Source organism: Sulfurovum zhangzhouensis (assembly GCF_030347965.1).
GTDB lineage: Bacteria > Campylobacterota > Campylobacteria > Campylobacterales > Sulfurovaceae > Sulfurovum > Sulfurovum zhangzhouensis.
Genome location: NZ_JAQIBD010000001.1, coordinates 158,229 through 178,895 on the forward strand (window position 1 = coordinate 158,229; position 20,667 = coordinate 178,895).

The window sequence follows — 20,667 nt, forward strand, 5'->3', positions numbered from 1 at the left end:
GGGGTCGATTATCCGTATCAGAACACTGAAAGCATTTCTACTGTCATTGTTATTGCATCTTTTGATCTTCTTGCTGTTCATAGTGAATTTTAAAGAATTGAAGATCCCTGAACCCCAAAGTCAGTCACAAAAGATATCACTCAACCTCAAATCATTTGTTCCGCCGGCTCCAAAACCAAAACCGGTAACTAAACCTGTGACACCAGAACCAGCTGTGACCCCTCCACCGACAGTTCAACCTGAGATAAAACCTGAAGATATACCTGAACCTGTCAAAAAAGAGAAAAAAAGCGTTGAAAAGAGTTTCATTACAGCAAAAGATACAGAAGAGAACAATGCTACAAAAGTGTCCAAAACAAAGCCTACAGAAGTAAAAAAACCTAAAGTAACCGTCAACAAACAAGAACCTAAAGTATTTAAGAAACAACCGGTTAAACAGATGGTCAGAAATAAGCCGGCAAGGATATCAAAGGACCCGCTTGCCAATACATTGATGAGCTCTGGCAACTCTTTGGTTCCAGCACCGAAAAAAGATAATTTTGTGGATCATATGGTTTCCCGTATCTACGGTAAAGAGTTTTATACCTATAACAAAGAGCAACAAAAGTTCATCAAACAACATCTTGGAGAGATATACCGTATCACACAAAATACACTCTGGAGAAAAGGTTACCCGGATGTTGCAGTACGTATGCAGATGCAGGGAACCAATATCGTTTCATTTTATCTTCATCCTAACGGTGATATCTCTGATCTGCACCTCAGATCTGCTATAGGGTATAGAGCATTGGATGATAATACGCTTGAAGTGATCAAAACAGCCTATAAAGATTATCCAAAACCTGAGAAAAAAACAAAAATCATGTTCTATGTAAAATATACGCTCTATTAGATTTCATTTCATTTGGTTGACTCTTTATTTCATAATCAATGTATTTCATTATATTCATTAAATTATATGATGATATAAATGTGTATTTTTCCCATCCTACTCTACTTTATCAATAAAATTGATGCTAAAATCAGCAATTTAAGTAACGCTTTCTTATAATTATTATAAGGTTATAAATCAGATAAAAAAAGGTTGATTATTGGTTGTTAAAATAAGACTGGGTGCATCTCAAACAATCGGTTCATATATCCTTCCAGGTGAACCGCTTACAGAGTTGAGTGAAATTATCAATGGACAGATCAAACTGACGATCTTAAATTGTGACAAGATCATCGAAGGGGTTAAAAGCGGCATTTTTGATGTTGGACTGATCGAATCAGCTATCTTTGATGATGCGCTTATCTATACAAAATGGATAGAAGATGAACTTGTGGTCTGTTCTAAAACCTCACTTGGAGAATCCATTGATAAAGAGATGATCGGACAGTGTCAGCTTCTCTGCAGGAGAGAACTATCTCCAACCCGTCTATTGATCACAAATTTTTTTAAAGAGCATGGGCTTTCCTACCATCATTTTGGCTCACTAATGGAAGTTGATAATGCAATCTCTGCAATACAGGGTATCAAGTGGTCCAAACCAAACAGGCTAAACCCTACTGTCACTATCGTCTCACGGTTGGCTATAGAAGATGAACTCAAAAGAAAAGAGCTATATTTTTCACGTATTAATAGAACCCCTATACATAGAGACTTCTACATCATTCACAATAAAAAGCACAAAGATACAGGTAAAATAGAAAAGATCCTTAACTATTTTATAAAATAACAGCACCCTACTGAACAGTCCATGTGGACTCTATAAGTAGTCTTTCTCCTTCATATACTTTCCCTACAAATTTATCACCTATTTTGTAATTACCTACACCTTTTGGTGTACCGGACATCACAATATCACCATCCTCAAAAGACATAAAATTGTCTATCTCTGATAGCATATCTAAAGGCTTGTAAATCATCAACTCATAATCTGCGAACTGTACAAGATCATCATTGATGTAAAGCTCCATACGAAGCTGTCTGATATCTCCATTGAATGATACAAACTCTCCTAACACAGCAGAATGATTAAAAGCCTTTGCACGTTCCCAGGGCAAACCTTTTTGTTTCAATTTGTTTTGTATATCTGCCTTGGTCAGGTCCAGACCGAAGCCGATACCGGCTATCCGCTTGTTTTGGATAAGAAAACATATCTCTCCCTCAAAGCGGGTATCCTCGCTGACAAATTGAAGCATATCTGTGATCGCTGAGTTTGGTTTATTGAAGACTACCATCGTATCGGGTGTTTCGTTGCCAAGTTCTTCGATATGTTCAACATAGTTACGTCCTATACAGATGACTTTGGATGGTGTGATTTGAGTGTTGTTGAATTTGATCTGGTTCATTGTATCGCTCTAAAAAGTACTTTTTGTAATTTTACACAAAAATTGCAGACTATAGTTATAGAATGTCTAACTAATAGTCGGATAGTTGAGTCATTTCAACCTTTAAAAAGGAAGGAGTCAGAAATGCAGTTTAAACGTAATCGAATAATGAATCTAATGATAGTCTTGATGGGTACGCAAATAGGACTGAACAGTATCGTTGCCCAACCTCTGGATACCCAACTTGTAGAACAGGGAAAATATTTGGTGAAGATAGGCGGTTGTAATGACTGCCATACTCCGGACTATCTACTTTCAGGTGGGAAAACACCTCAAAAACTATGGTTGACGGGGTCTTCTTTTGGTTGGAAAGGTCCATGGGGAACCACCTATCCTCCGAATTTGCGTCTCTTAGTACAGGGTTTGACAGAGAAGCAATGGATAGAGAGGGCAAAAAACCTTAAAACACGTCCTCCTATGCCATGGTATGTTCTCAATGAAATGAAAGAGGAAGATCTACGTGCCATCTATCATTTCATTCAAGATATGGGACCTGGAGGAGAACCTGCACCACAATATCTTCCACCCGATATTGAACCTACAACACCTTATGCGCTTTTCCCATCACCTCCATCTAAAAAAGAAGATAATATGACGAAGTAATTAAAGCAAGATAAGTACAACTTCCTTTTGTAGATCGTTTGATCTGGTTCCTATATTGTGTAGGATAATGAGTATTTTACTTTCAGTTCTACACCTAATGGCAGATTCTATGCAAATTTCTCGGACAGCTTTAAATTCATTATAGTAAAATTCTCCCGATAATTTGGAATAGATAGGCGTGTCGGGAATGATTTATTTTGATAAAGTGGAAAGTGATACTAAGATCAAACATTACAGGTTGGATCTTGATTATCATGAGTATGACCTTATGCTCAAAATGTTAAATGAATTGAAATTGGAAAAAAGCGACTTTGAATCTGATGGAAGATTTGAAGATAGAAAGCCTGTGGCACATAAATTCTTCAAGAAAGTTCAAAACATCAAACAAATTGAGCATGGTAAAAAGCAGACAGCTACGCGTCAAGCAAACAGATCCAAGATCATAGAGAGTAAAAAGAAGATCAATAACGCGATCAATCTGCTTAGATTGGAATGTAGAGAGATCACAGCATACAATGTAGCGCAAACTGCCGGTATCAGTTACAATACAGCAAAAAAATATCTACCGGATATAAATTAAAGCGTTTTTTTACTACTGCTCATCATTACACCAAACGACACCAGAGTACCCCAAAAAAGCTGCCATGCGAACCCTACATTCCATCCAATAATTTCACTGACAGTATCCCCAAGGATATAAGGCTGTAAAAGCAGTACGGTTGCAAATCCGGAAATAAATGCAAGCGGTACACTCATAGCATTACCCCGCTTGGTAAAAATCGCTGCAGCATAAACACCAAGTAGACCGGTATAGGCAAATGCCATTACTCCCAGTGCAAAATTAAGTAAAGGTAACTCTGTGCTTTGTTGCCAGTAGTAGCTTAGCATTGCCATCGCTGAGAGCGCCGCGGCAAAGAGAAGTACAGAAACACGCCCTGCCCGTACAAAGTGCATCTCGTCACACTCACCTTTAGCCTTTTTCCACGGTTTATAGATATCTTCGATAGCCACTGATGCCATAGCACCCAGTACAGAATTGGAACTGGAAAGTGCTGCAGCAACTGCTCCTACAGTGACCAGTCCACGCATTCCTTCGGGCATCTCATGCAGGATATAGTACAAGAAGATAGTGATCTTCTCTCCATCAAACTGTTGTACAACCTCTGTAGAGATTCCTGAAAATTCCGGATGATGGTAAAAGAGGTAAAGAAGTAATCCTATGGCTAAAAAGAGCAGTGCTACAGGGATCGTGAGATAGATACTCATCATCAAGGATCGCTGTGCTTCTATGGTGTTTTTACAGCTAAGAGCTCTCTGTGTCATATCCTGATCCAGTCCATAAGCAGCGATATTGAGCAACAGCCATCCACCCATCAATGCCCATACGCTAAATCCGCCGCTCATACTCCAATCAAGCGTTTTCAGCTTATGCTCTTCTGTCAACGTATGGATGATCGTACCCATATCTGTATCCAATGCTATAAAAAGATAGACCAGTACAGCTATTCCCGCACCTATATAGGTAAATGCCTGGATGATATCTGAAAAGATTACAGACTTTACTCCGCCAAAATAGACATAGGCCAAAGCTCCTAACATCAATATCGTAGTAGAAACCAGCACATGAAGCGGTTCAATGTCCAAAAAGAGGATCATAGAGATCGCCAGTGCTCCGATGTAGAGCCTTGCTCCGCTAGCAAAGAGCCTACCGATAAGGAACATCAACCCTGCTTGTTTTTTGGCAGCAGTACCATAGCGTTTTTCAAGCAGTTCATATACAGTCACCGCTTTAATAGCATAAAAACGCGGGATCAACACTTTGGCTACAAACCATACTGCGACAAATGCCGAAAGATAAAAGCCTATAAAGGTCAGATCTTTAGTGTAAGAGTACTCAGGTCCTCCCAGAAAGGTCGCAGCTGATTGTGAAGTAGCCAGTACAGAGACAGCTACAGCAAACATCGGAACACTGTTACCTCCGACAAAGTAATCACGGGTAGACTTCACCTTCATACGGCTCAAAAGTACCGATGTTACTGTCAATACTACAAAATAGGCGATAAAAACCGCCCAGTCAAGTGTCGCAAAAGCAGAGTTCACTTTCTGCCTTTTGGCGGTTTTTTAAGATGCATGAACTCTACTGCTTCACGTACATTTTTCATAAAATGTTCTCCGGGATCATTCTTGACCGTTCTGTAGCCTTTATCATGCTCCAGCCACAGTGGTGTAGACTCCATCTGTGTATATTCTTGGTGTCCGATAAGATATTCGATCGTTGGGAACTTTCCTTTGAGGTAACCGATCAGTGCGATATTCGATTTTAGCTGAGCTGGAGTAAGATCCTCACTTGCATTACCTTTACCACCTACATTCTCAATACCTATACTTGAGTAGTTCAGCCCGATCACATGCCTTGCCATCCAGTTTTCCGGCATGAGCCTATAGATAGTCCCGTCACGTGCCACAAGAAAATGTGCCGAGACATTAAGTGCAGAAGCTTTAACGATATCTTTTCTATCTGAGAGAAGCTTTTCAGGTTGAAGACGTTTAAAAGATTTATCCAAACTCATCTCAGCCGTCCAGTGAAGTACAATGATCTTTGGTGTGATCTCTATATTATTGACCCTTTTACCGTAATGAGACCGGATATAGTCTTTTGTCATCTCAACACGCGCTTTTCCAAAATCTATCGGTTTATCTATGATCTGAAGGGGTTGAATGGGACTGGTTGTGCATTTATAATCGTTCTTTGCATATAAAGAGAGTGTAAAAAGTGTAGTCAGAGATAAGAGTAGTTTTAGCATTTAGAGTCCTAAACAAGAATTAGGACTATTCTACCCTATCTTGGGTTTGGTTTTCTTTGTCAGATACAAGTACCCATACGATCCCGACAATCGGCAGGGTCAGCGAGATCAGATAGCTTGGGATATGCAGCATTTCATGTCTGTGAAGATAGAAAAATCCAAGTACAAGCAGGATATAGGCACTCATACGATAAATAGATAGTGCTGCTTTGGTATCTTTGAGTGTTTGAAAGAGCGAACGTTTATTGGCTTTCATACGCTGTTTTTCTTCTTTTATGGCTTCTGCGAGATCGACATCAGGATCTTCCACAATATCTTCGCTATAAAGATCATACGGATCTTCAAGCTTATCGATCACATCCTTACTGTCATCTACAGTGATGATATTGTGTTCTACTCTCTTATTGACCATACGGAGATAGCTAAACATTGAACCGATCATTACAAGAGTAGAAGAGAAGAATCCTATCTGAGTATTATAAAGAACCTTCGTATCAAAAAAAATGATACTTCCTGCAATAAGAAACAGGTCAATGATAAGGAGTAGTTTGATGATCTTCAAACTAATAGTTTTCATCTTCATCCTCATCATCATATTTGTTCTGAGTCGCTTTATAGTTGTATCGTGGATCGTTTGCTAACTCATCGAGCTCTTTTTTCTGTTTTTTATAGGCTTTATATATATTGAGAACTGCTGCAGCAATACCCCAGAATACACCAAGCCAAAATAACCAGCCTATACCCGTCCATTCTCTCATCAACCAGCCGATACCGACACCGAAAAGTACTGCAACAACCATTGAGATACCTAGACTCAATCCGTCAGCAGCATCTACGATCTTTTTAAAACGTGGTTCTTTGTTCTGTTCCATAGTATGTCATTCCATATGTATATTTAGAGCGTAGTATATCGAAATGGTACATAAACAGAGAAATCGGCATAGGATCATTTATGCTAGAGTAACATCTCTTCGACCGTGACCCTCACATTTTCTCCCAATGCATCCAATTGATATCCTCCTTCAAGGAAAAAGATATAAGGTACGTTACGCAAGGAGAGAATCGTTCTCACCATCTTCCGGATTCCATTCGTAGTAATGTTGAGGCTGGCTAGAGGATCACTTTCATGCAGATCATATCCCGCTGATACGAGAATGATATCAGGCTGGAACTTTTTTACTAATGGCGGTAGGTCATTTTGATAGATATCCAGCAGCACTTCATCTCCGCTTTCAGGCATCATCAAAAAGTTTGCTGTATACCCTTTCCCCTTGCCTTCACCGGTATGAGATTCAGCACCTGTTCCTGGATAAGAGAATGCTTGATGAGAAGAGAAATAAAAGACGGTATCATCCTCCCAAAAGGTTTCCTGGGTACCGTTACCGTGATGTACATCAAAATCGATGATCATCACCTTCTTATACCCTACACTTTGGGCATACCGTGCAGTTATGGCGATGTTATTGAAAAGACAAAATCCCATAGCCTCAGTCGGTGTGGCATGATGGCCAGGAGGCCTCACGGAACAAAATGCTCTTACAAACTTTCCGTCTTTTACACCATCCACTGCAACAACCCCTGCTCCCACAGCTTTTTTTGCTGCCAAAAAAGAGTCAATACTGCAAACCGTATCAGAGTCTATCGCCATTTCATTGGCACTGGCTTCTTTGACTTTTTCAACTAATTCTGGGGTGTGTACAAGTTCAATGATCTTTTCAGAAACCGAGATTGGCTCAACTGTGATAAGTTCATCTTTGATTTCTTCCAAAGCATTATCAATTGCTATCAAACGATCAGGTGATTCAGGGTGCATTGCACCTGTCTTATGTCTAAGATAGATTTCATCAGTAATATAAGCTACTCTCATATTACCATTATAGCTTCTTTTTTAACGCCTCCAACTCATTTCTTAGTTCAGCCATTTCATTCTTTAGAAGCTCTACCTCTTTTTCAAGGCTTAGCGGTGTTTGTGTATACTTAGTGATCTTACTTTGTATCTCTTTTCCCTGTTCTTTGTTTTCTACAATGTACACTGCTTCTTTACCGTCTTCAAGTACAGTTTCACTCTGTACAGATCCTTCTCTTACCATCTTCATTACATTAAAGATACTGATTTTATGTCTTTTAGCATAAGCTTTTAGCGTTAATTTTTCCATGCTGTAATTATATACATTTTATTTATATTTACATTTATTTGTTATAATTGTTCAAATTTTGAATAATGAACATAAAGGATCAAGATAATGAAACAGTTGAGATTACCTTCCAGCCTCTTGGCGATGATACTAGTATTTGCATTCAGCTCTTCTCTTTTTGCTGATACTGCAGCCCAAAAACTTGAAAAAAACAGTGATAAGGCAGTTGCAAAATTTGTCAAACAATTTAAAGGTGCTGAAAAGTTCATTAACAATGCATCAGGTTATCTTGTCTTTCCAGAGATCACAAAAGCCGGATTTATGTTAGGTGGAAGTTATGGTGAAGGTGTCCTGCGTGTGAATGGGCAAACACAACATTACTACAGTGTAACAAGTGCTTCTTTCGGGTTCCAGGCAGGTGCGCAACAACACTCTATGATCATTGCCTTTTTAAGTGAAGCATCACTGAAAAACTTTATCGCCAGCAATGGATGGGAAGCAGGAGTAGACGGTACTATTGCGATCGCAGATTGGGGAAAAAGTAAAGATATCTCTTCAATAAGTTATGAAAAGCCGATTGTTGCATTTATCTATGGAGAAAAAGGTCTAATGGGTGGTCTCAGTTTGGAAGGGAACAAATTTCAACGTATTATCCCACAATAATAGCTATCGAGAGGTTTCTCCAACCTCTCTTTCTAACATTTTTCAACCACACTTAAATCTGTCTTTATAACTACACTTTTGATACAACTCTTACTATTTGACTGACCGTGACTAAAGCAAAGCTCCAGTCACTTACGCTAACGCTATGTTTGCTTCAGCAGCAAGCTCGAGTAGCTAGCTACTCTTTAAATCTGTCTTTATAACTACACTTTTGACACAACTCTTCTACAGCTTTACCTTCTTTAAAACCGCTAATCATATCTTGTGCACGTTTTCCTTTGAGAATAGTTTCAAGTGTGTTTTCATGTAGATCACCCAACTCAATGATACCGTCACAATCAAGACAACACGGAACAACTTTACCAGAAGCGAGTATAGCGATATGAGATTGTAGTCCCTGGCAGGTACCGTCACCATAGACCCTATTATTCAAAGACGGCCACTCAAAGTACTCATCAAAATGCAAAAGCACTTTAGAGGCAAGTCTGATGGATTTTGGTCTCTGCTGATAGATTTCGTCAAGAGAGAGTGGTACGTCAAATGCCCTGGAGAGTGTATCAAAGAGTGTTTCGTTAAAACTGCGTTCGCTCATCATCTCATCAAGATTCCAAACACGAAGGTTTATAAATAACTCTTCATTCAGTTTTTGTTTCTCATCACAAAGCGCTAATACAGGTCTTATATACTGTACAAATGTCAGCATGGTATCATTTTTGTTGAACGCATTCAGTGAGATATTGATCTGTTTTACAGAAGGATGAAAAAGCGTAGTATAGCTCTGCTTTTTAAGAAAATAACCGCTGGTCGTAAGCATAGCTCTAAGCCCGTGTTTGTGAATAATATCCAGATATTCAGAGAGGTTAGAAAGTGTCAAAGGATCACCGACTACATGACATGCGATCTCTTTGGTGTATGATTTTGCCTGTGAAATCACCGACTCAAAAAACTCAAGATCCATCTGTTTTGTAGGGAGATTCTTTGTAGGACAGAAGCTGCATGAGAGTCCACAAACATTGGTAAGTTCAATATAGATACGATAAAACTTCACAAGTTTACTTCATACATGCCGAAAGATCTGTCATATCCATCGCTCTATTGATACATGGGACTCTTGTCTTCAATGCTCTGATCTTTTTATCAAAATCATCCAATACACTCTGCTTATTCTCATCTATGATCATTATGAGCGTATCATCACTATCATCATTAAACTCTGATTTAAGTTCGTTTATTTCATTGTAACATTCATTGGCATCACTCTGAGATTGTGCTACATGTAAACATGCTCGTGTCTTACGCATTGTTTTTAATAATAGGGGAAGATACTTTTTCTCTTTTTCAAACAAATCCTGCACAATACCATTGACAGCCTTTACATAATCTTTGTCATCTGACGTAATATTGGTCTCATTTGCATGGATGATCTTATCTGAAATACTCTCAGCCTTATAGGTTTGTGTCGTAGTAACCACATTTATAATTAATAGGTCTTCTTTGGCACTATAATCAGGAAGCTCAAAATCCTCATCAGAAAGATTTACATCGAAACTTACATCCGTTGCTCGTTTTCCGTAAACAAATCCAAGATAACTCTTTTCATCCAATAACACGATACCCTCATAAAGACATACCTTTCTAGTACCTTCTACCCATACCTCACAATCTAAGGATGCGATATTCATCATACCGGCCTTTTGCATACGACTTACATCGATCTGACCTATATCACCTTCCATAAGGTTACTTGTGATGATATTCTCATTGTCAAAGTCTACTATATATAAAGTATCTTGTTTACTTTTCTTGAGTGTTTTTTCTTTATCTACAATTTGAAGCGTTCCATAAAGCGTCTCAGTACGCTCCATCTCTTCGATCCGCTCTTTTCCCCATTCTCTAAAAGAGAATTTTTCATATCCCTCTATCGATAAGTTACTATCGGGAGTAACTACACCGCTACCATATATCTCATACTCAACTTGACCTGTTTGTATTCCGTATGTTTTTTTAGTCTCACTGGTTTGCGCAACCAATGTAGCTGATACTACCACCATAGCGATGAAATGTTTTACTGACATTTAGGAATTACCCCTCGTTTCAATTCTGGCGATTATTGTAGCATAATATTTATATATATTAAAGAACATATAAAATCAGTTTATAAAGGCTATAACAATCGCTTTTGATCATGTTATGAACCGAATAAACACTCTTGGAAACTTATGTCATGTATGACATAACATATTTTTTCCCAATAATTGTTCATTAGGTCATTTAATCTTATCGGCGATGTCCTCTTCTAGTTTACCAAATGCATTATCCATTGTATTTACTATCGCTGAGGGTTCCGAAGATGTTTTCAATGTAGTATTGAAAAGGTAGGCATGACTCGTATGTCCTTTTGTATCAATAATCAGATAGTTGGCATCTAAATATACCTTATCTCCCTGTGCCAGGAAACGATTGATCTGAAGTTTGACCTGGATATCAGGTTGTCTATCTACGCCCCATGGGTACGCAAAGACATTAGGTTGTTCAAACTTTTTTTGAAGAAAACTGATAAGCCGTTGTGTGAGACCGATATCTATATCTTCGGCCCACAACACAGAATCAAGTTGAGTGATCTGATTGCCAGAACTGGCGATAGTCAATTGACGTTTATCCATATAACTTGGCAGGATCACCTGTGCTACACCGATACTTTTTGTAGATGGAGTAACATGGGATGGCTGCATCGCAGTCGAGAGCACATAATAGTGACTCTTAGTGGCACACCCCGTCATCAAAAGAACCAACATAGTGATTAAAATATTTTTCTTCATTATTCTTCTCCAAATATCAGTGCATTAGGTTTACGGTTGATCATTCTTAGTACTCTGCTCATCTCTTCAGAAGTTTCATTTACTGCTTTAAGCGTTTGTACAAGCTGATGGTTCATCAAAGAGTCATGTTCATATCCTTTAAGTACACTGTTGGCACTTTGAAGTGTTTGCGTAAGTTTTTTCACGCTTTCATTGAGTGCTATAGGTAAGTTCTGTGTCTCTTTCTGCCCGACCAGGGAATTGATATTTTTCATTGTCTCATTAAGATTGGTCAGGATCTCATGTAACGGTTTGGCATTCTCATCCATCACTTGATTGGTAGATCCAAGTAGTGTATTAAGCCGTGTTACCAAGATATTTACCTGATCCATAATACCGTTGTTTTTATCATTTACAGAAGGTAAAATAGGATATTTTTCACCCTGAAGTATTGCTCTAAAAGGTAAGTTTTCTTTGAAAACAAGATCCACATACAGTATCCCGGTGATCGGGTCAGTTTGTGTGATCTTTGCACGCAAACCTTCTTCAACTGCTTTATTGAAGTTCATTTCTCCAGTGATATTTTGATCATTATTACTTTCAAAGAATGAAGTATCAATCTGCAGATAAACCGTCCCTGTCATTTTATGAGTCTCAGGATCATATGTTGTGGAGACTTTCGTTACCCTTCCTACATCGTAACCATCATACTCAACAGAAGCATCCTGTTTGAGTTTTGCAATCGAGTCAAGCACATGAACTTCAAATTTTTTGATCGCATCTCCACCTTTACCTATACTTTTTCCTTCAGCAACACTGCCATTTTTATATAGGTTAAATATATAGCCGTTTGGTACCTGTTTACTTGTATCTTTTCCTGAAGATGAAAATGAGATACCTCCTTGCACCAAATGGGTCAACGGTGCGATATTGACATCTAGCCTGCCGTTTGAGATATCAACATTCAAAGCACTTCTGATCCAAAACTTTGAACTTGTATGCACATAGGGGACATACTCTTTCTCTATATAGGCATAAAAATCGATGCTTTGAGTATCCAATGAAATGGTGACATACTCTATTTCACCCACTTTGATATTTTTAAAAAAGATCGGTGTACCTTCAGTAACGTTGTAAGCCTGTGGTGCATTGAGATGAAAATACTCACCTTCTTTATCCGCTCTATAAACGTATGGAAGCCCGGTAAAAAGTGTTCTGAACTCTTCTCCTTTTTCTGTATAAACATTGATATAGGTTCCTGAGAGCAAGGTATCAAGTCCACTCACGCCCCCCAGACCTACTTCAGGTTTAACGATCCAGAATTTTGTATGTTCATTAAGAAACGGTTCAGCAGTCTTATCTATACGTGCATACACAGCAACCTGTAAACCGTCATTTTCCAAATTGATCTTGGTTACTTTTCCAATCGTTACATCTCTGTACTTTATGACACTTTGTCCAGCCTGTAATCCTTCATTATTGGGAAAAACGATCTTGATCTCAGGTCCCAGTTCCGAGTAATATTGATACGCCAACCAAGCAGCGATCAGAAGTGCTGCGAAAGGTACGATCCATATAGAAGTAAAAAAATTAAACTTTGTAGACTCTTCTACGTATGGAATGTTTTTAGACATTAACGATTCTCCTTGATAAGCCTCTCATCAAATGCTTGTGCTGCCAAAAGGGTAAAAAAGACTGAAAGTGCAAATGCTGTTGCAGCTGTTCCTGCAATGATCTGTATATTATTCAGATGTATCAATGCAGCCAGTATGGCTACGACAAATACATCGATCATTGACCAGGGGCCAATGACTTCAGTCATATAATACAATTTGTGTTTATTTACTTTTTTATCTTTTCCCAGTGGATATTTTACACTAATAAGCAGATAAACCAAAATAAGAAACTTCATTATCGGCACCATAATCGAAGCAAAAAAGATTATAGCGGATATCGGATAGGATCCAGATTCCCAAAGCAATATTACTCCACCTATAATCGTACTCTCTTCTACCTTTCCAAACTGCGTACTCACAAGCATAGGATAAAGGTTTGCAGGTATATATGCAATAATCGCGGTGATAAGGTATGCCCAGCTTTTTTCTGTTTTAAAGCGTGTGTACTTATAAATAGGTGATCCGCAGCGACGGCATCTATTCTCCTTACCCTTATCGATATTGACCGCTTCACATACCGGGCAGCGTATCAGATCTTTTTCATTGATTTCTATCATTATTTCTCCACAAAGATCTGTTTTCTCAGCATCCATATTTCATTCAGATGAATGTACTTTGTCATATAGATATCCATCAATACAAATACTATCAGTGCCCAAAAAGCTATCCCCATATGAATTTGTACATAACCTATAAGTTTGACCAGTGCAACTAGTATACTAATCAAAAAGATATCGCTCATACTCCATGGTTTCATATAAGAAAGCCCTATCAATAGCCTTTTAGTCAAATCTTCTCCTTTTTTAAACTTTAAAAGCAAAAAAAGAAACACATAAAGTGTAAAGATCGCCAATGGAAATAAAAATATCACTACACCGCACAATAAACCCACAAAATAAAAACCGTTCTCAAACAAAGAGAGAAATGTTTTTGGTATGGTAATGAACTGTTCATTTCCCAAGAGCTCGATCTGCACTATAGGGAAAAAGTTTGCCACTACAAAGAATATCAGTGCAGTTAGAGATAGTGCCAAGCCATGATCAATCAATTTAGAATCATATCTGTACAACACACTTCGACATTCTACACAACAAGCTTTCGTCCCATCCTCGATAGGTATCTCCTCATGAAGCGTATGACATTGGTGACAGATGATAAGTTGATCCAGGGCATCTTCATTTTCAATTTTCATAGATATAATTGTAACCAAATAGATCAAATATCTAAAGGTTATCGATGACAAGAGTTAAAACTCAGTACAGCGAGGCACTAAATGCCGAATTGTAAAATACTCTCTATAGGTAAAGAGATTACATACACTGGGCTGGATATCACCTCTATCGATATCTCACAGATCACAAAACAACATGATATTGAGCAGTATGACTATGTGATCATCACCGGTGGAGACGGACGTATCAGACGTACACTCCAACAGCTTCATGACATGGAACGTATCCCAACCTTCATTCTCAATCCTACAGGTTCATTCAACCTGGTTGCAAAGATACATCAAACCCCCAAGGTAGAAGAGGTACTTGAACTGCTTGCCAAAGGAGAAACACCCAAAAAAGAGAAACATCATCTCTTCAAACTCAACGATGAGCTCTTTTTATTCTCGGCTGGTAATATGGGTGATCTTCAGCATATCATCCTATCTGAAACGATGCGTTTTGGATGGATCGAACGCGGTGCCTTAAAGTATCTGCTTGCCGTACTCTTGTTGCTTCCGGCTCATCTGCTTTTAACACCATTCATGTTGATGAGCGCTAGAAAGTTCTTCATCTTCACACCGTTTCGTTTTATCAAGAGATTTGGAAGCTTTTATGGAGAGGTCAAAGAGATGACCATAGACCTGCAAAACCATCACAATCTCATTGAACTGGATGGCGATGTCGTCACGATAGAAGAAAATACTTTATATATTCGTCCAGTTGGGTATATTCAGATAGTAATAAAGTAAAAGCATGAAAATAGAAGATATTAAAAGTGTAATCACTTATCCAGAACTTTTTTATCAAAGGAGTATAGCTTAATGCAAGAAATAAGAGAACATTGGGATAATATCTATAAAACAAAAGATCATAAACTTGTAGGTTGGTATCAGGAATACCCTGCTATTTCACTAGAACTTTTATCCAAAATCAATGCTGAACATGCACAATCAATTATAGATGTGGGGTGTGGGGCTTCAGTTTTAGTTGATAACCTGCTTCTTCAAGGCTTTTATGATATTACTCTACTTGATCTATCAGAAGAAGCTTTGTCCAGTATCAAGTCGCGCCTTGTTGATAATGGAAATATTCCTCAATACTTTGCGAAAGACATCACTGCTAAACTTGAGTTCTCGCATCAATTTAATATTTGGCATGACCGTGCTGTTTTTCATTTTTTGACTAAGAAAGAAGACCGACTGGCATATATGGATAATTTAGCGCATTACTTATCATCTGATGGACATGCCATCATCGGTACTTTTTCACTCAATGGACCAAACAGTTGCAGCGGTTTGAATGTTGTGCAATACGATGAGCAAAAATTCAAGTCAGAATTACCGCAAAATTTCGAAGTCATCGAAACAGTAATCAGTACCCATATTATGCCTAGCGGCAATGAACAGGAATATATATACTTTATTATCAAACACAAACTCATTAACTAAGAGACTTTTGATATACTAAACCTGCTTCATAAGGGGAAGTAGGGACACTTTGTTCCTCTGATAATCATATATAAGAATAAGTATTTTAAATGTTAAGGAAAAGGACACAAAGTGTTTGAAACAGAATTTTGCAAGATTGAATATCTGGAAAATCACAATGCAGTAATTTGCAAATGGAAAAAATTCAGTAGCTTCGAAAACTATAGAACACCACTTGAATTTGGGCTAAAACTTATCAACGAACACATTGCATCCCTATGGATCACTGATACAACAAACGGTTTTGAAAGTGACCCTGAAGACACACAATGGCTGTTAGAGGATTTCATGCCTAAAGTCATTAGTAGTCCTTGCAAAACCATCACATTTATCATTAAAGAAGATAGTCTTTTGAAAGAAGAGATTGAACAACAAAGTAAAGCACTGTCACAATACTTTAAAGTTCAAAGTGTTGATAGTCTTAAGAAAATAATTACATAAAAAGCCAAATACGACTAAACAAAGATATATGCATATTATTGTAGGTTCATTTTAAATATCCGCAAAAGTAGAGATAAATGCTATACTGATTTAATATATTACATGTTATGCACTATCTCAAGCTATGTGGAGGTGGACTATGATCGTGGCACACCGAGGTGCATCTATGGACGCACCTGAGAATACAATACCGGCCTTCAAACTCGCATGGGAACAGGACGCAGATGCGATAGAGGGTGATTTCCGTTTGACAAAGGACGGTCATATCGTATGCATTCATGATGCCGATACGAAAAGGGTATCTGATACGAAGCTGGTTGTCCGTCATGCAACCTTGGCTGAACTGCGCAAGCTCGATGTAGGTATACCAACCATTTCAGAGGTCTTATCGACAATTCCAGAGCAAAAGATGATATATATTGAGATCAAGTGCGGCACAGAGATCATTCCGGCTTTACTTGAAGAGATAGAAAGATCAGATCTCACAAAAGAGCAGATCGTAGTGATAAGCTTTCATAAGGAGGTCATTCAAGCATTAAAGAACGAAACGCCGCAATACAAGGCAATTTGGTTGTCTCAATTCAAAAAGGATATATCAGGGAAGACAAGCCCTTCACTGGAAACAGTACTTACGACGCTAAAGCAGATCAAAGCAGATGGATTCAGTTCAAGCATAAAATTTATCGATGAAGCTTTCATCAAGCGTGTCAAAGAAGAAGGTTACGAATATCACGTCTGGACCATCGACGATGCAAAGAGTGCAAGGCTTTTCAATACATGGGGAGTCAACTCCATCACGACAAATCGCCCTGGTTACTTACGCAAAGCTCTTACCGAATAATATTCCCAAGGGAACGTTAACTACAGAACCGGCAGATTTTCATAATACTCCACAACCCTCTGATCTACATGCAACACACGTCTAAGGTACTGTGTCAGATCACCACGGTTAAAGTCGATACGAAGATGTTTTGGATCAACTGCACGTGATATAGCGACATAGAATTGACTTGGAGCAAAGATATTATCCACATTACAGACCAGGTTATCGATACTCATCCCCTGAGACTTGTGGATCGTCACAGCATAAGCCAGCTTTAGAGGAAACTGTGAAAGTGTAGCTAGTGACATTGATTCGACTGTTCCGTCATCCTTAACGACCATGTCCAGCAGATCAAACTCATGCCGTTCTACCCTGACATATTCTTCATCTTTTTCTACAATGAGATAGTCATCTTCTATCTTGTGAAGGATCCCACGCTCACCGTTGACAAATTTTCCCCATTTGTTCACTGTAAAAAGTACAGGAGCACCCTCTTTTAATGTAAGATGTTCTGAAATAGGGAGCATTGACTTCCACGAGACAAGCCTCTTTTCATTCACCTTCCCATGCATATCGACATTGGCAAAGAGTATCGTCTCTTCACTTTCAAGCTCATTGATCTTTGCACGGTTGGTCTGTTCTACTTCAAGGTTTCGTCCGAAAAGATAGGTAGGGTTCTCTTCTTCCAGCTCATTGTTCCATAGCTTCACCATATAAGCGATCACCTCATCATCACAGATACCTTTTCTCACCTTTGAGAGAATATGTGTAAACTCAGCATCTTGTGTACGCTTCATAACTGTCAGTTCGATCACACTCAGATCAAAACTCTGCCATGCACTGCTCTCAAAAGCATATAACCTTTCACCGAAAACGTCTGTACGCTGTTGCTTCTGTACAGGTGGCAGCTGGAAGAAATCTCCCACGAACATCACTTTACCCAGATAATCGTAACGGTTGAGCCTATAGGCGATCATATCAAGTAGATCGGAGCTCACCATTGATATCTCATCAATGATGATCAAGTCTGTTGCCTTGAGTACTTTTTTAAGGTCACTCAGTCTCTTTTTGTTGTGTTTATCATGCTGTTCAAGCTCTTGGAAATTACTTGCAATCCCAAAGACAAAAAAACTATGTACCGTAAAACCGCCGATATTAACTGCACTTACCCCAGTAGAGCCTAGAGAGACTACTTGTTTACCCTCTTTTCTGTAGTGAGTGATCACCTCATTGGTTATATAGCTTTTCCCTACTCCTGCACCACCTGTTAGAAAAACATTGGAGTGTTTGAGTGCTTCTATTACATCTATTTTATCCATATCCATCCTAATTCTGATATCCTGCTCTATCTACGATACCACCCTGGCACTTGCTTCTACTTTGCTTTCCTCTTTGAAGCAGTGTACCGAGATCATTACTGCCTTTTCCTAGGTGCAGCCAAATTTCCGTGATCATCCCCTTCTCACATTGCAATTCAACCCTTTGTCCTGTCCCTTGGCCAAATGTAAGATCAAAAAGTGACCTTACCTGTTTGAGTGATACATATTTACCTATCTGCTGTGTAAAGAAACTGCCTACTTTGGAGTTATTGAGCTGTTCAGTGTAATTTACGGCATTCATAAAGTACTCAGCTGAATCCGAGCCATAACAAGTACCGTGCTTGATCCATTCATGCTTGTGGAGTCCGGATGCAAAACCAGGCATGACTTTTTGCAATCTTACTGCGACATCCTCATCCATCTCTAAAGTAGGGAGATGTTGCCATTGCCCGTGTTTATCGAGTTGTATAGATTCCCTATCCACATCACAGTAGATACGTGACTTAGGCTGTGGCCAAAGTCCGTGCAAGACAAAATGTTTCTCTTTATATTTTCCTTTACCCAATGAAAACAGGCTGCGCTTACACTCTTTCTTGTAACGGTTGGTCTCACAGTAGGCATTGTGCCATGAAAGAGCAAGGATATTATTCTCTGATTTCACCTTATCTGTCATAATCGACGTTGAGAAAGTATCCTCACTGCTCACATGTGTCGGATCAAAACACCTTTCATCAACCCATCGTTGAGCAGGGTTCTCACCCTGCACAAGGATAAGATACTGTCCTTTATGCTCTCTTAGTATCGTATAGGGCTTATCTCTCTCAAGTATTACATTATGTGTATTCTTGGTATGTTTGAGATTGTTATAGGCAGGACAGCTTTGTACAGGGTATTCTTCAGATCTTCCAATAAGTGTGTAAGTAATAATAAAAAACAATAAAAGGGATCTATACATCGGGGTCACGGTACCTAATTTTTGTGTATTATACTCTAAAACGCCTATAACACTTTTTTATGTATACTGACACATCAAATGGATATCCATAAAACAAAAGTTCCTATCTAAAATCTGTGTTCCCCAAGTACACTATGCCTTATAATAGTCAATTTTACTTCAGATATTTGATTTGCTATTTACAGAAGCGCTCTTATCTATATTTTCCCTGATCAGTTTTAGCCTCTTCTGATAGTCTTCTCCATCCCCATAGATCAAAAAGTCTTTGTAGTATCGATGTCTATAAAGGGTCTTTTTGGCATGTTTGATAGGGCAGAAGTAGAGTTCGGTCTTAGCTGCCACATCTGCAGCATACTGCATAAGCCCGTTAAAATAGGAGCAGTAGAGACAGTTAAGCTTCTCGATAAAGTTGAGATATCTAAGATATTGCCTATCAAAAACAATAAATTCACTGCGTTTTACAAACTTAAAACCATAAAGACGAAAGATCACATTCTGATAGAAAAAGAGTGTAATATCAAGTAAAAATGCAGGGATAATCATTCCGTAGACAAAAGGTGAAGTAAGTAGATGAGATGCCGGTATCTCAGCGAAAAACCGGAACAGCCCTTTCATATTCTCACGTTGTTTTTTCAGTACACTCTCTTCAAATTTCACATATCCTTCTTTGATCTCATAGGATATATGCTTCTCCTGTGCATCGATCTCTGCTTTCAGTTTGCCTTCTAACTCTTCTATCTGGTTCAGGATCTCTTGGATCTTGTTATTCATCTTTTGCCTCCAAATTTACTCTCAACATATCATAACACAGGTATCACTCGTAAAGTTCACCAAAATGTTCTTTATAGGTAAGGTAAAGTCTCGTATCAAACTCAAGCTGATGATAATGCGGCTCGATATGTACACAAAGCTTGTAAAAACTTTTTGTGTGCTCTTTTTCTTTCAGGTGTGCAAGTTCATGTGCAACAATCATCCGTAAAAATGCTTCAGGAGTTTTTTTAAAGAGGTTTGCAATACGTATCTCGTTTTTAGTCTTTACCTTTGCACCCTGTACTCTTGTAATGTAGGTATGTGTTCCAAGTGCTTTGTTGATATCTCTGATCTTTGAATCATACACTACTTTGGAAAGCGGTGATGCATTTTTCAGTGTAGTGTTTTTCATCTCCTGCACTAACCCGTAAAGTGCCTTGTCTGTAGTATATGTATGGGTATCCGGGTAGCGTGAAAGCAGGTACTCTCCAAGCTTATCTTGTTCAATGAGTTCTTGTACCTGTGCTTTGAGTTGTGTGTTGTATCCGTTGATGTACTTTAGCATATAAGATTATAGCCTATGTTTATCTTAACTCACCATAGTGTACAATTGGCAAAAAAGGCAA

The 20,667-nt window shown here is 38.6% G+C and carries 26 protein-coding genes; 9 read left to right on the forward strand and 17 right to left on the reverse strand.

Annotation, left to right across the window (positions count from 1 at the left end):
• The first annotated feature begins 82 nt into the window (after positions 1–82).
• Entirely contained in the window at positions 83–892 is an 810-nt protein-coding gene (locus PGH07_RS00830) for an energy transducer TonB (RefSeq protein ID WP_289411994.1), read from the forward strand.
• A 199-nt stretch (positions 893–1,091) separates the two neighbouring features.
• Positions 1,092–1,718, forward strand: coding sequence for a LysR substrate-binding domain-containing protein (locus PGH07_RS00835; protein ID WP_289411995.1), 627 nt, complete (start codon positions 1,092–1,094; stop codon positions 1,716–1,718).
• A 7-nt stretch (positions 1,719–1,725) separates the two neighbouring features.
• Here the strand turns inward: PGH07_RS00835 and PGH07_RS00840 are convergent, their stop codons facing one another.
• On the reverse strand, positions 1,726–2,334 hold the full coding sequence (locus tag PGH07_RS00840; protein WP_289411996.1) for a fumarylacetoacetate hydrolase family protein: 609 nt from the start codon (positions 2,332–2,334) through the stop codon (positions 1,726–1,728).
• A gap of 123 nt (positions 2,335–2,457) precedes the next feature.
• Between PGH07_RS00840 and PGH07_RS00845 the strand changes: the two genes are divergently transcribed.
• Positions 2,458–2,976 carry a hypothetical protein gene (locus PGH07_RS00845; RefSeq protein WP_289411997.1) on the forward strand — a complete coding sequence of 173 codons (519 nt, stop codon included), beginning with the start codon at positions 2,458–2,460 and terminating at the stop codon, positions 2,974–2,976.
• Positions 2,977–3,163: 187 nt separating this feature from the next.
• Positions 3,164–3,556, forward strand: a complete 393-nt coding sequence (locus PGH07_RS00850) for a hypothetical protein (RefSeq protein WP_289411998.1) — start codon at positions 3,164–3,166, stop codon at positions 3,554–3,556.
• Here PGH07_RS00850 and PGH07_RS00855 read toward each other — a convergent pair.
• The 6 genes from PGH07_RS00855 to PGH07_RS00880 all read right to left on the reverse strand — a co-directional run bounded on the left by PGH07_RS00855 (position 3,553) and on the right by PGH07_RS00880 (position 7,936).
• Positions 3,553–5,076: a sodium:solute symporter gene (locus PGH07_RS00855; RefSeq protein WP_289411999.1), complete on the reverse strand. Its 1,524-nt coding sequence runs from the start codon at positions 5,074–5,076 to the stop codon at positions 3,553–3,555. The two genes, PGH07_RS00850 and PGH07_RS00855, sit on opposite strands and share 4 nt — an antisense overlap.
• Complete coding sequence (locus tag PGH07_RS00860; RefSeq protein ID WP_289412000.1) at positions 5,073–5,780, reverse strand: N-acetylmuramoyl-L-alanine amidase; 708 nt, start codon at positions 5,778–5,780, stop codon at positions 5,073–5,075. The genes PGH07_RS00855 and PGH07_RS00860 overlap by 4 nt, the downstream gene beginning before the upstream one ends.
• A 25-nt stretch (positions 5,781–5,805) precedes the next feature.
• The gene (locus PGH07_RS00865) at positions 5,806–6,357 is read right to left on the reverse strand and encodes a hypothetical protein (RefSeq protein ID WP_289412001.1); all 552 of its coding nucleotides are present in this window, start codon (positions 6,355–6,357) and stop codon (positions 5,806–5,808) included.
• Positions 6,344–6,652 (reverse strand): AtpZ/AtpI family protein, encoded by a 309-nt coding sequence (locus PGH07_RS00870; protein WP_289412002.1) that lies wholly within the window; start codon positions 6,650–6,652, stop codon positions 6,344–6,346. Before PGH07_RS00870 ends, PGH07_RS00865 begins: the two co-directional genes overlap by 14 nt.
• Positions 6,653–6,735: 83 nt before the next feature.
• On the reverse strand, positions 6,736–7,647 hold the full coding sequence (locus PGH07_RS00875) for a histone deacetylase family protein (RefSeq protein WP_289412003.1): 912 nt from the start codon (positions 7,645–7,647) through the stop codon (positions 6,736–6,738).
• A gap of 7 nt (positions 7,648–7,654) precedes the next feature.
• On the reverse strand, positions 7,655–7,936 hold the full coding sequence (locus PGH07_RS00880) for a hypothetical protein (RefSeq protein WP_289412004.1): 282 nt from the start codon (positions 7,934–7,936) through the stop codon (positions 7,655–7,657).
• Positions 7,937–8,023: 87 nt separating this feature from the next.
• On the opposite strand from PGH07_RS00880, the gene PGH07_RS00885 reads away from it, so the two are divergent.
• Positions 8,024–8,578, forward strand: a complete 555-nt coding sequence (locus PGH07_RS00885; protein ID WP_289412005.1) for a lipid-binding SYLF domain-containing protein — start codon at positions 8,024–8,026, stop codon at positions 8,576–8,578.
• Between the two features lie 178 nt (positions 8,579–8,756).
• On the opposite strand, the gene PGH07_RS00890 is transcribed toward PGH07_RS00885, so the two are convergent.
• From PGH07_RS00890 to PGH07_RS00915, 6 genes are all read right to left on the reverse strand, one after another.
• Positions 8,757–9,626 (reverse strand): radical SAM/SPASM domain-containing protein, encoded by an 870-nt coding sequence (locus tag PGH07_RS00890; RefSeq protein WP_289412006.1) that lies wholly within the window; start codon positions 9,624–9,626, stop codon positions 8,757–8,759.
• A gap of 4 nt (positions 9,627–9,630) precedes the next feature.
• Positions 9,631–10,653 (reverse strand): hypothetical protein, encoded by a 1,023-nt coding sequence (locus PGH07_RS00895; protein WP_289412007.1) that lies wholly within the window; start codon positions 10,651–10,653, stop codon positions 9,631–9,633.
• 192 nt (positions 10,654–10,845) lie between these two features.
• Complete coding sequence (locus PGH07_RS00900) at positions 10,846–11,397, reverse strand: PqiC family protein (protein ID WP_289412008.1); 552 nt, start codon at positions 11,395–11,397, stop codon at positions 10,846–10,848.
• Positions 11,397–13,010, reverse strand: a complete 1,614-nt coding sequence (locus tag PGH07_RS00905; RefSeq protein WP_289412009.1) for a PqiB family protein — start codon at positions 13,008–13,010, stop codon at positions 11,397–11,399. The genes PGH07_RS00900 and PGH07_RS00905 overlap by 1 nt, the downstream gene beginning before the upstream one ends.
• Positions 13,010–13,609 carry a paraquat-inducible protein A gene (locus PGH07_RS00910; RefSeq protein ID WP_289412010.1) on the reverse strand — a complete coding sequence of 200 codons (600 nt, stop codon included), beginning with the start codon at positions 13,607–13,609 and terminating at the stop codon, positions 13,010–13,012. The genes PGH07_RS00905 and PGH07_RS00910 overlap by 1 nt, the downstream gene beginning before the upstream one ends.
• Positions 13,609–14,244 (reverse strand): paraquat-inducible protein A, encoded by a 636-nt coding sequence (locus PGH07_RS00915; RefSeq protein ID WP_289412011.1) that lies wholly within the window; start codon positions 14,242–14,244, stop codon positions 13,609–13,611. Before PGH07_RS00915 ends, PGH07_RS00910 begins: the two co-directional genes overlap by 1 nt.
• 81 nt (positions 14,245–14,325) lie before the next feature.
• On the opposite strand from PGH07_RS00915, the gene PGH07_RS00920 reads away from it, so the two are divergent.
• The 4 genes from PGH07_RS00920 to PGH07_RS00935 all read left to right on the forward strand — a co-directional run bounded on the left by PGH07_RS00920 (position 14,326) and on the right by PGH07_RS00935 (position 17,035).
• Positions 14,326–15,015, forward strand: coding sequence for a diacylglycerol kinase family protein (locus tag PGH07_RS00920; protein ID WP_289412012.1), 690 nt, complete (start codon positions 14,326–14,328; stop codon positions 15,013–15,015).
• Between the two features lie 72 nt (positions 15,016–15,087).
• Positions 15,088–15,714: a class I SAM-dependent methyltransferase gene (locus PGH07_RS00925; RefSeq protein WP_289412013.1), complete on the forward strand. Its 627-nt coding sequence runs from the start codon at positions 15,088–15,090 to the stop codon at positions 15,712–15,714.
• A 111-nt stretch (positions 15,715–15,825) separates the two neighbouring features.
• Positions 15,826–16,194, forward strand: a complete 369-nt coding sequence (locus tag PGH07_RS00930) for a hypothetical protein (RefSeq protein WP_289412014.1) — start codon at positions 15,826–15,828, stop codon at positions 16,192–16,194.
• A gap of 139 nt (positions 16,195–16,333) precedes the next feature.
• Complete coding sequence (locus tag PGH07_RS00935; RefSeq protein WP_289412015.1) at positions 16,334–17,035, forward strand: glycerophosphodiester phosphodiesterase; 702 nt, start codon at positions 16,334–16,336, stop codon at positions 17,033–17,035.
• Between the two features lie 20 nt (positions 17,036–17,055).
• Here PGH07_RS00935 and PGH07_RS00940 read toward each other — a convergent pair whose 3' ends face one another.
• From PGH07_RS00940 to PGH07_RS00955, 4 genes are all read right to left on the reverse strand, one after another.
• A complete protein-coding gene (locus PGH07_RS00940; RefSeq protein WP_289412016.1) occupies positions 17,056–18,336 on the reverse strand; it encodes an ATP-dependent DNA helicase in 1,281 nt (426 codons plus the stop codon).
• Positions 18,337–18,343: 7 nt separating this feature from the next.
• Positions 18,344–19,291, reverse strand: a complete 948-nt coding sequence (locus PGH07_RS00945; protein WP_289412017.1) for a ribonuclease T2 family protein — start codon at positions 19,289–19,291, stop codon at positions 18,344–18,346.
• 159 nt (positions 19,292–19,450) lie between these two features.
• Positions 19,451–20,062 (reverse strand): hypothetical protein, encoded by a 612-nt coding sequence (locus PGH07_RS00950; RefSeq protein ID WP_289412018.1) that lies wholly within the window; start codon positions 20,060–20,062, stop codon positions 19,451–19,453.
• Positions 20,063–20,105: 43 nt separating this feature from the next.
• Entirely contained in the window at positions 20,106–20,606 is a 501-nt protein-coding gene (locus PGH07_RS00955; protein ID WP_289412019.1) for a YgjP-like metallopeptidase domain-containing protein, read from the reverse strand.
• Positions 20,607–20,667: the final 61 nt, after the last annotated feature.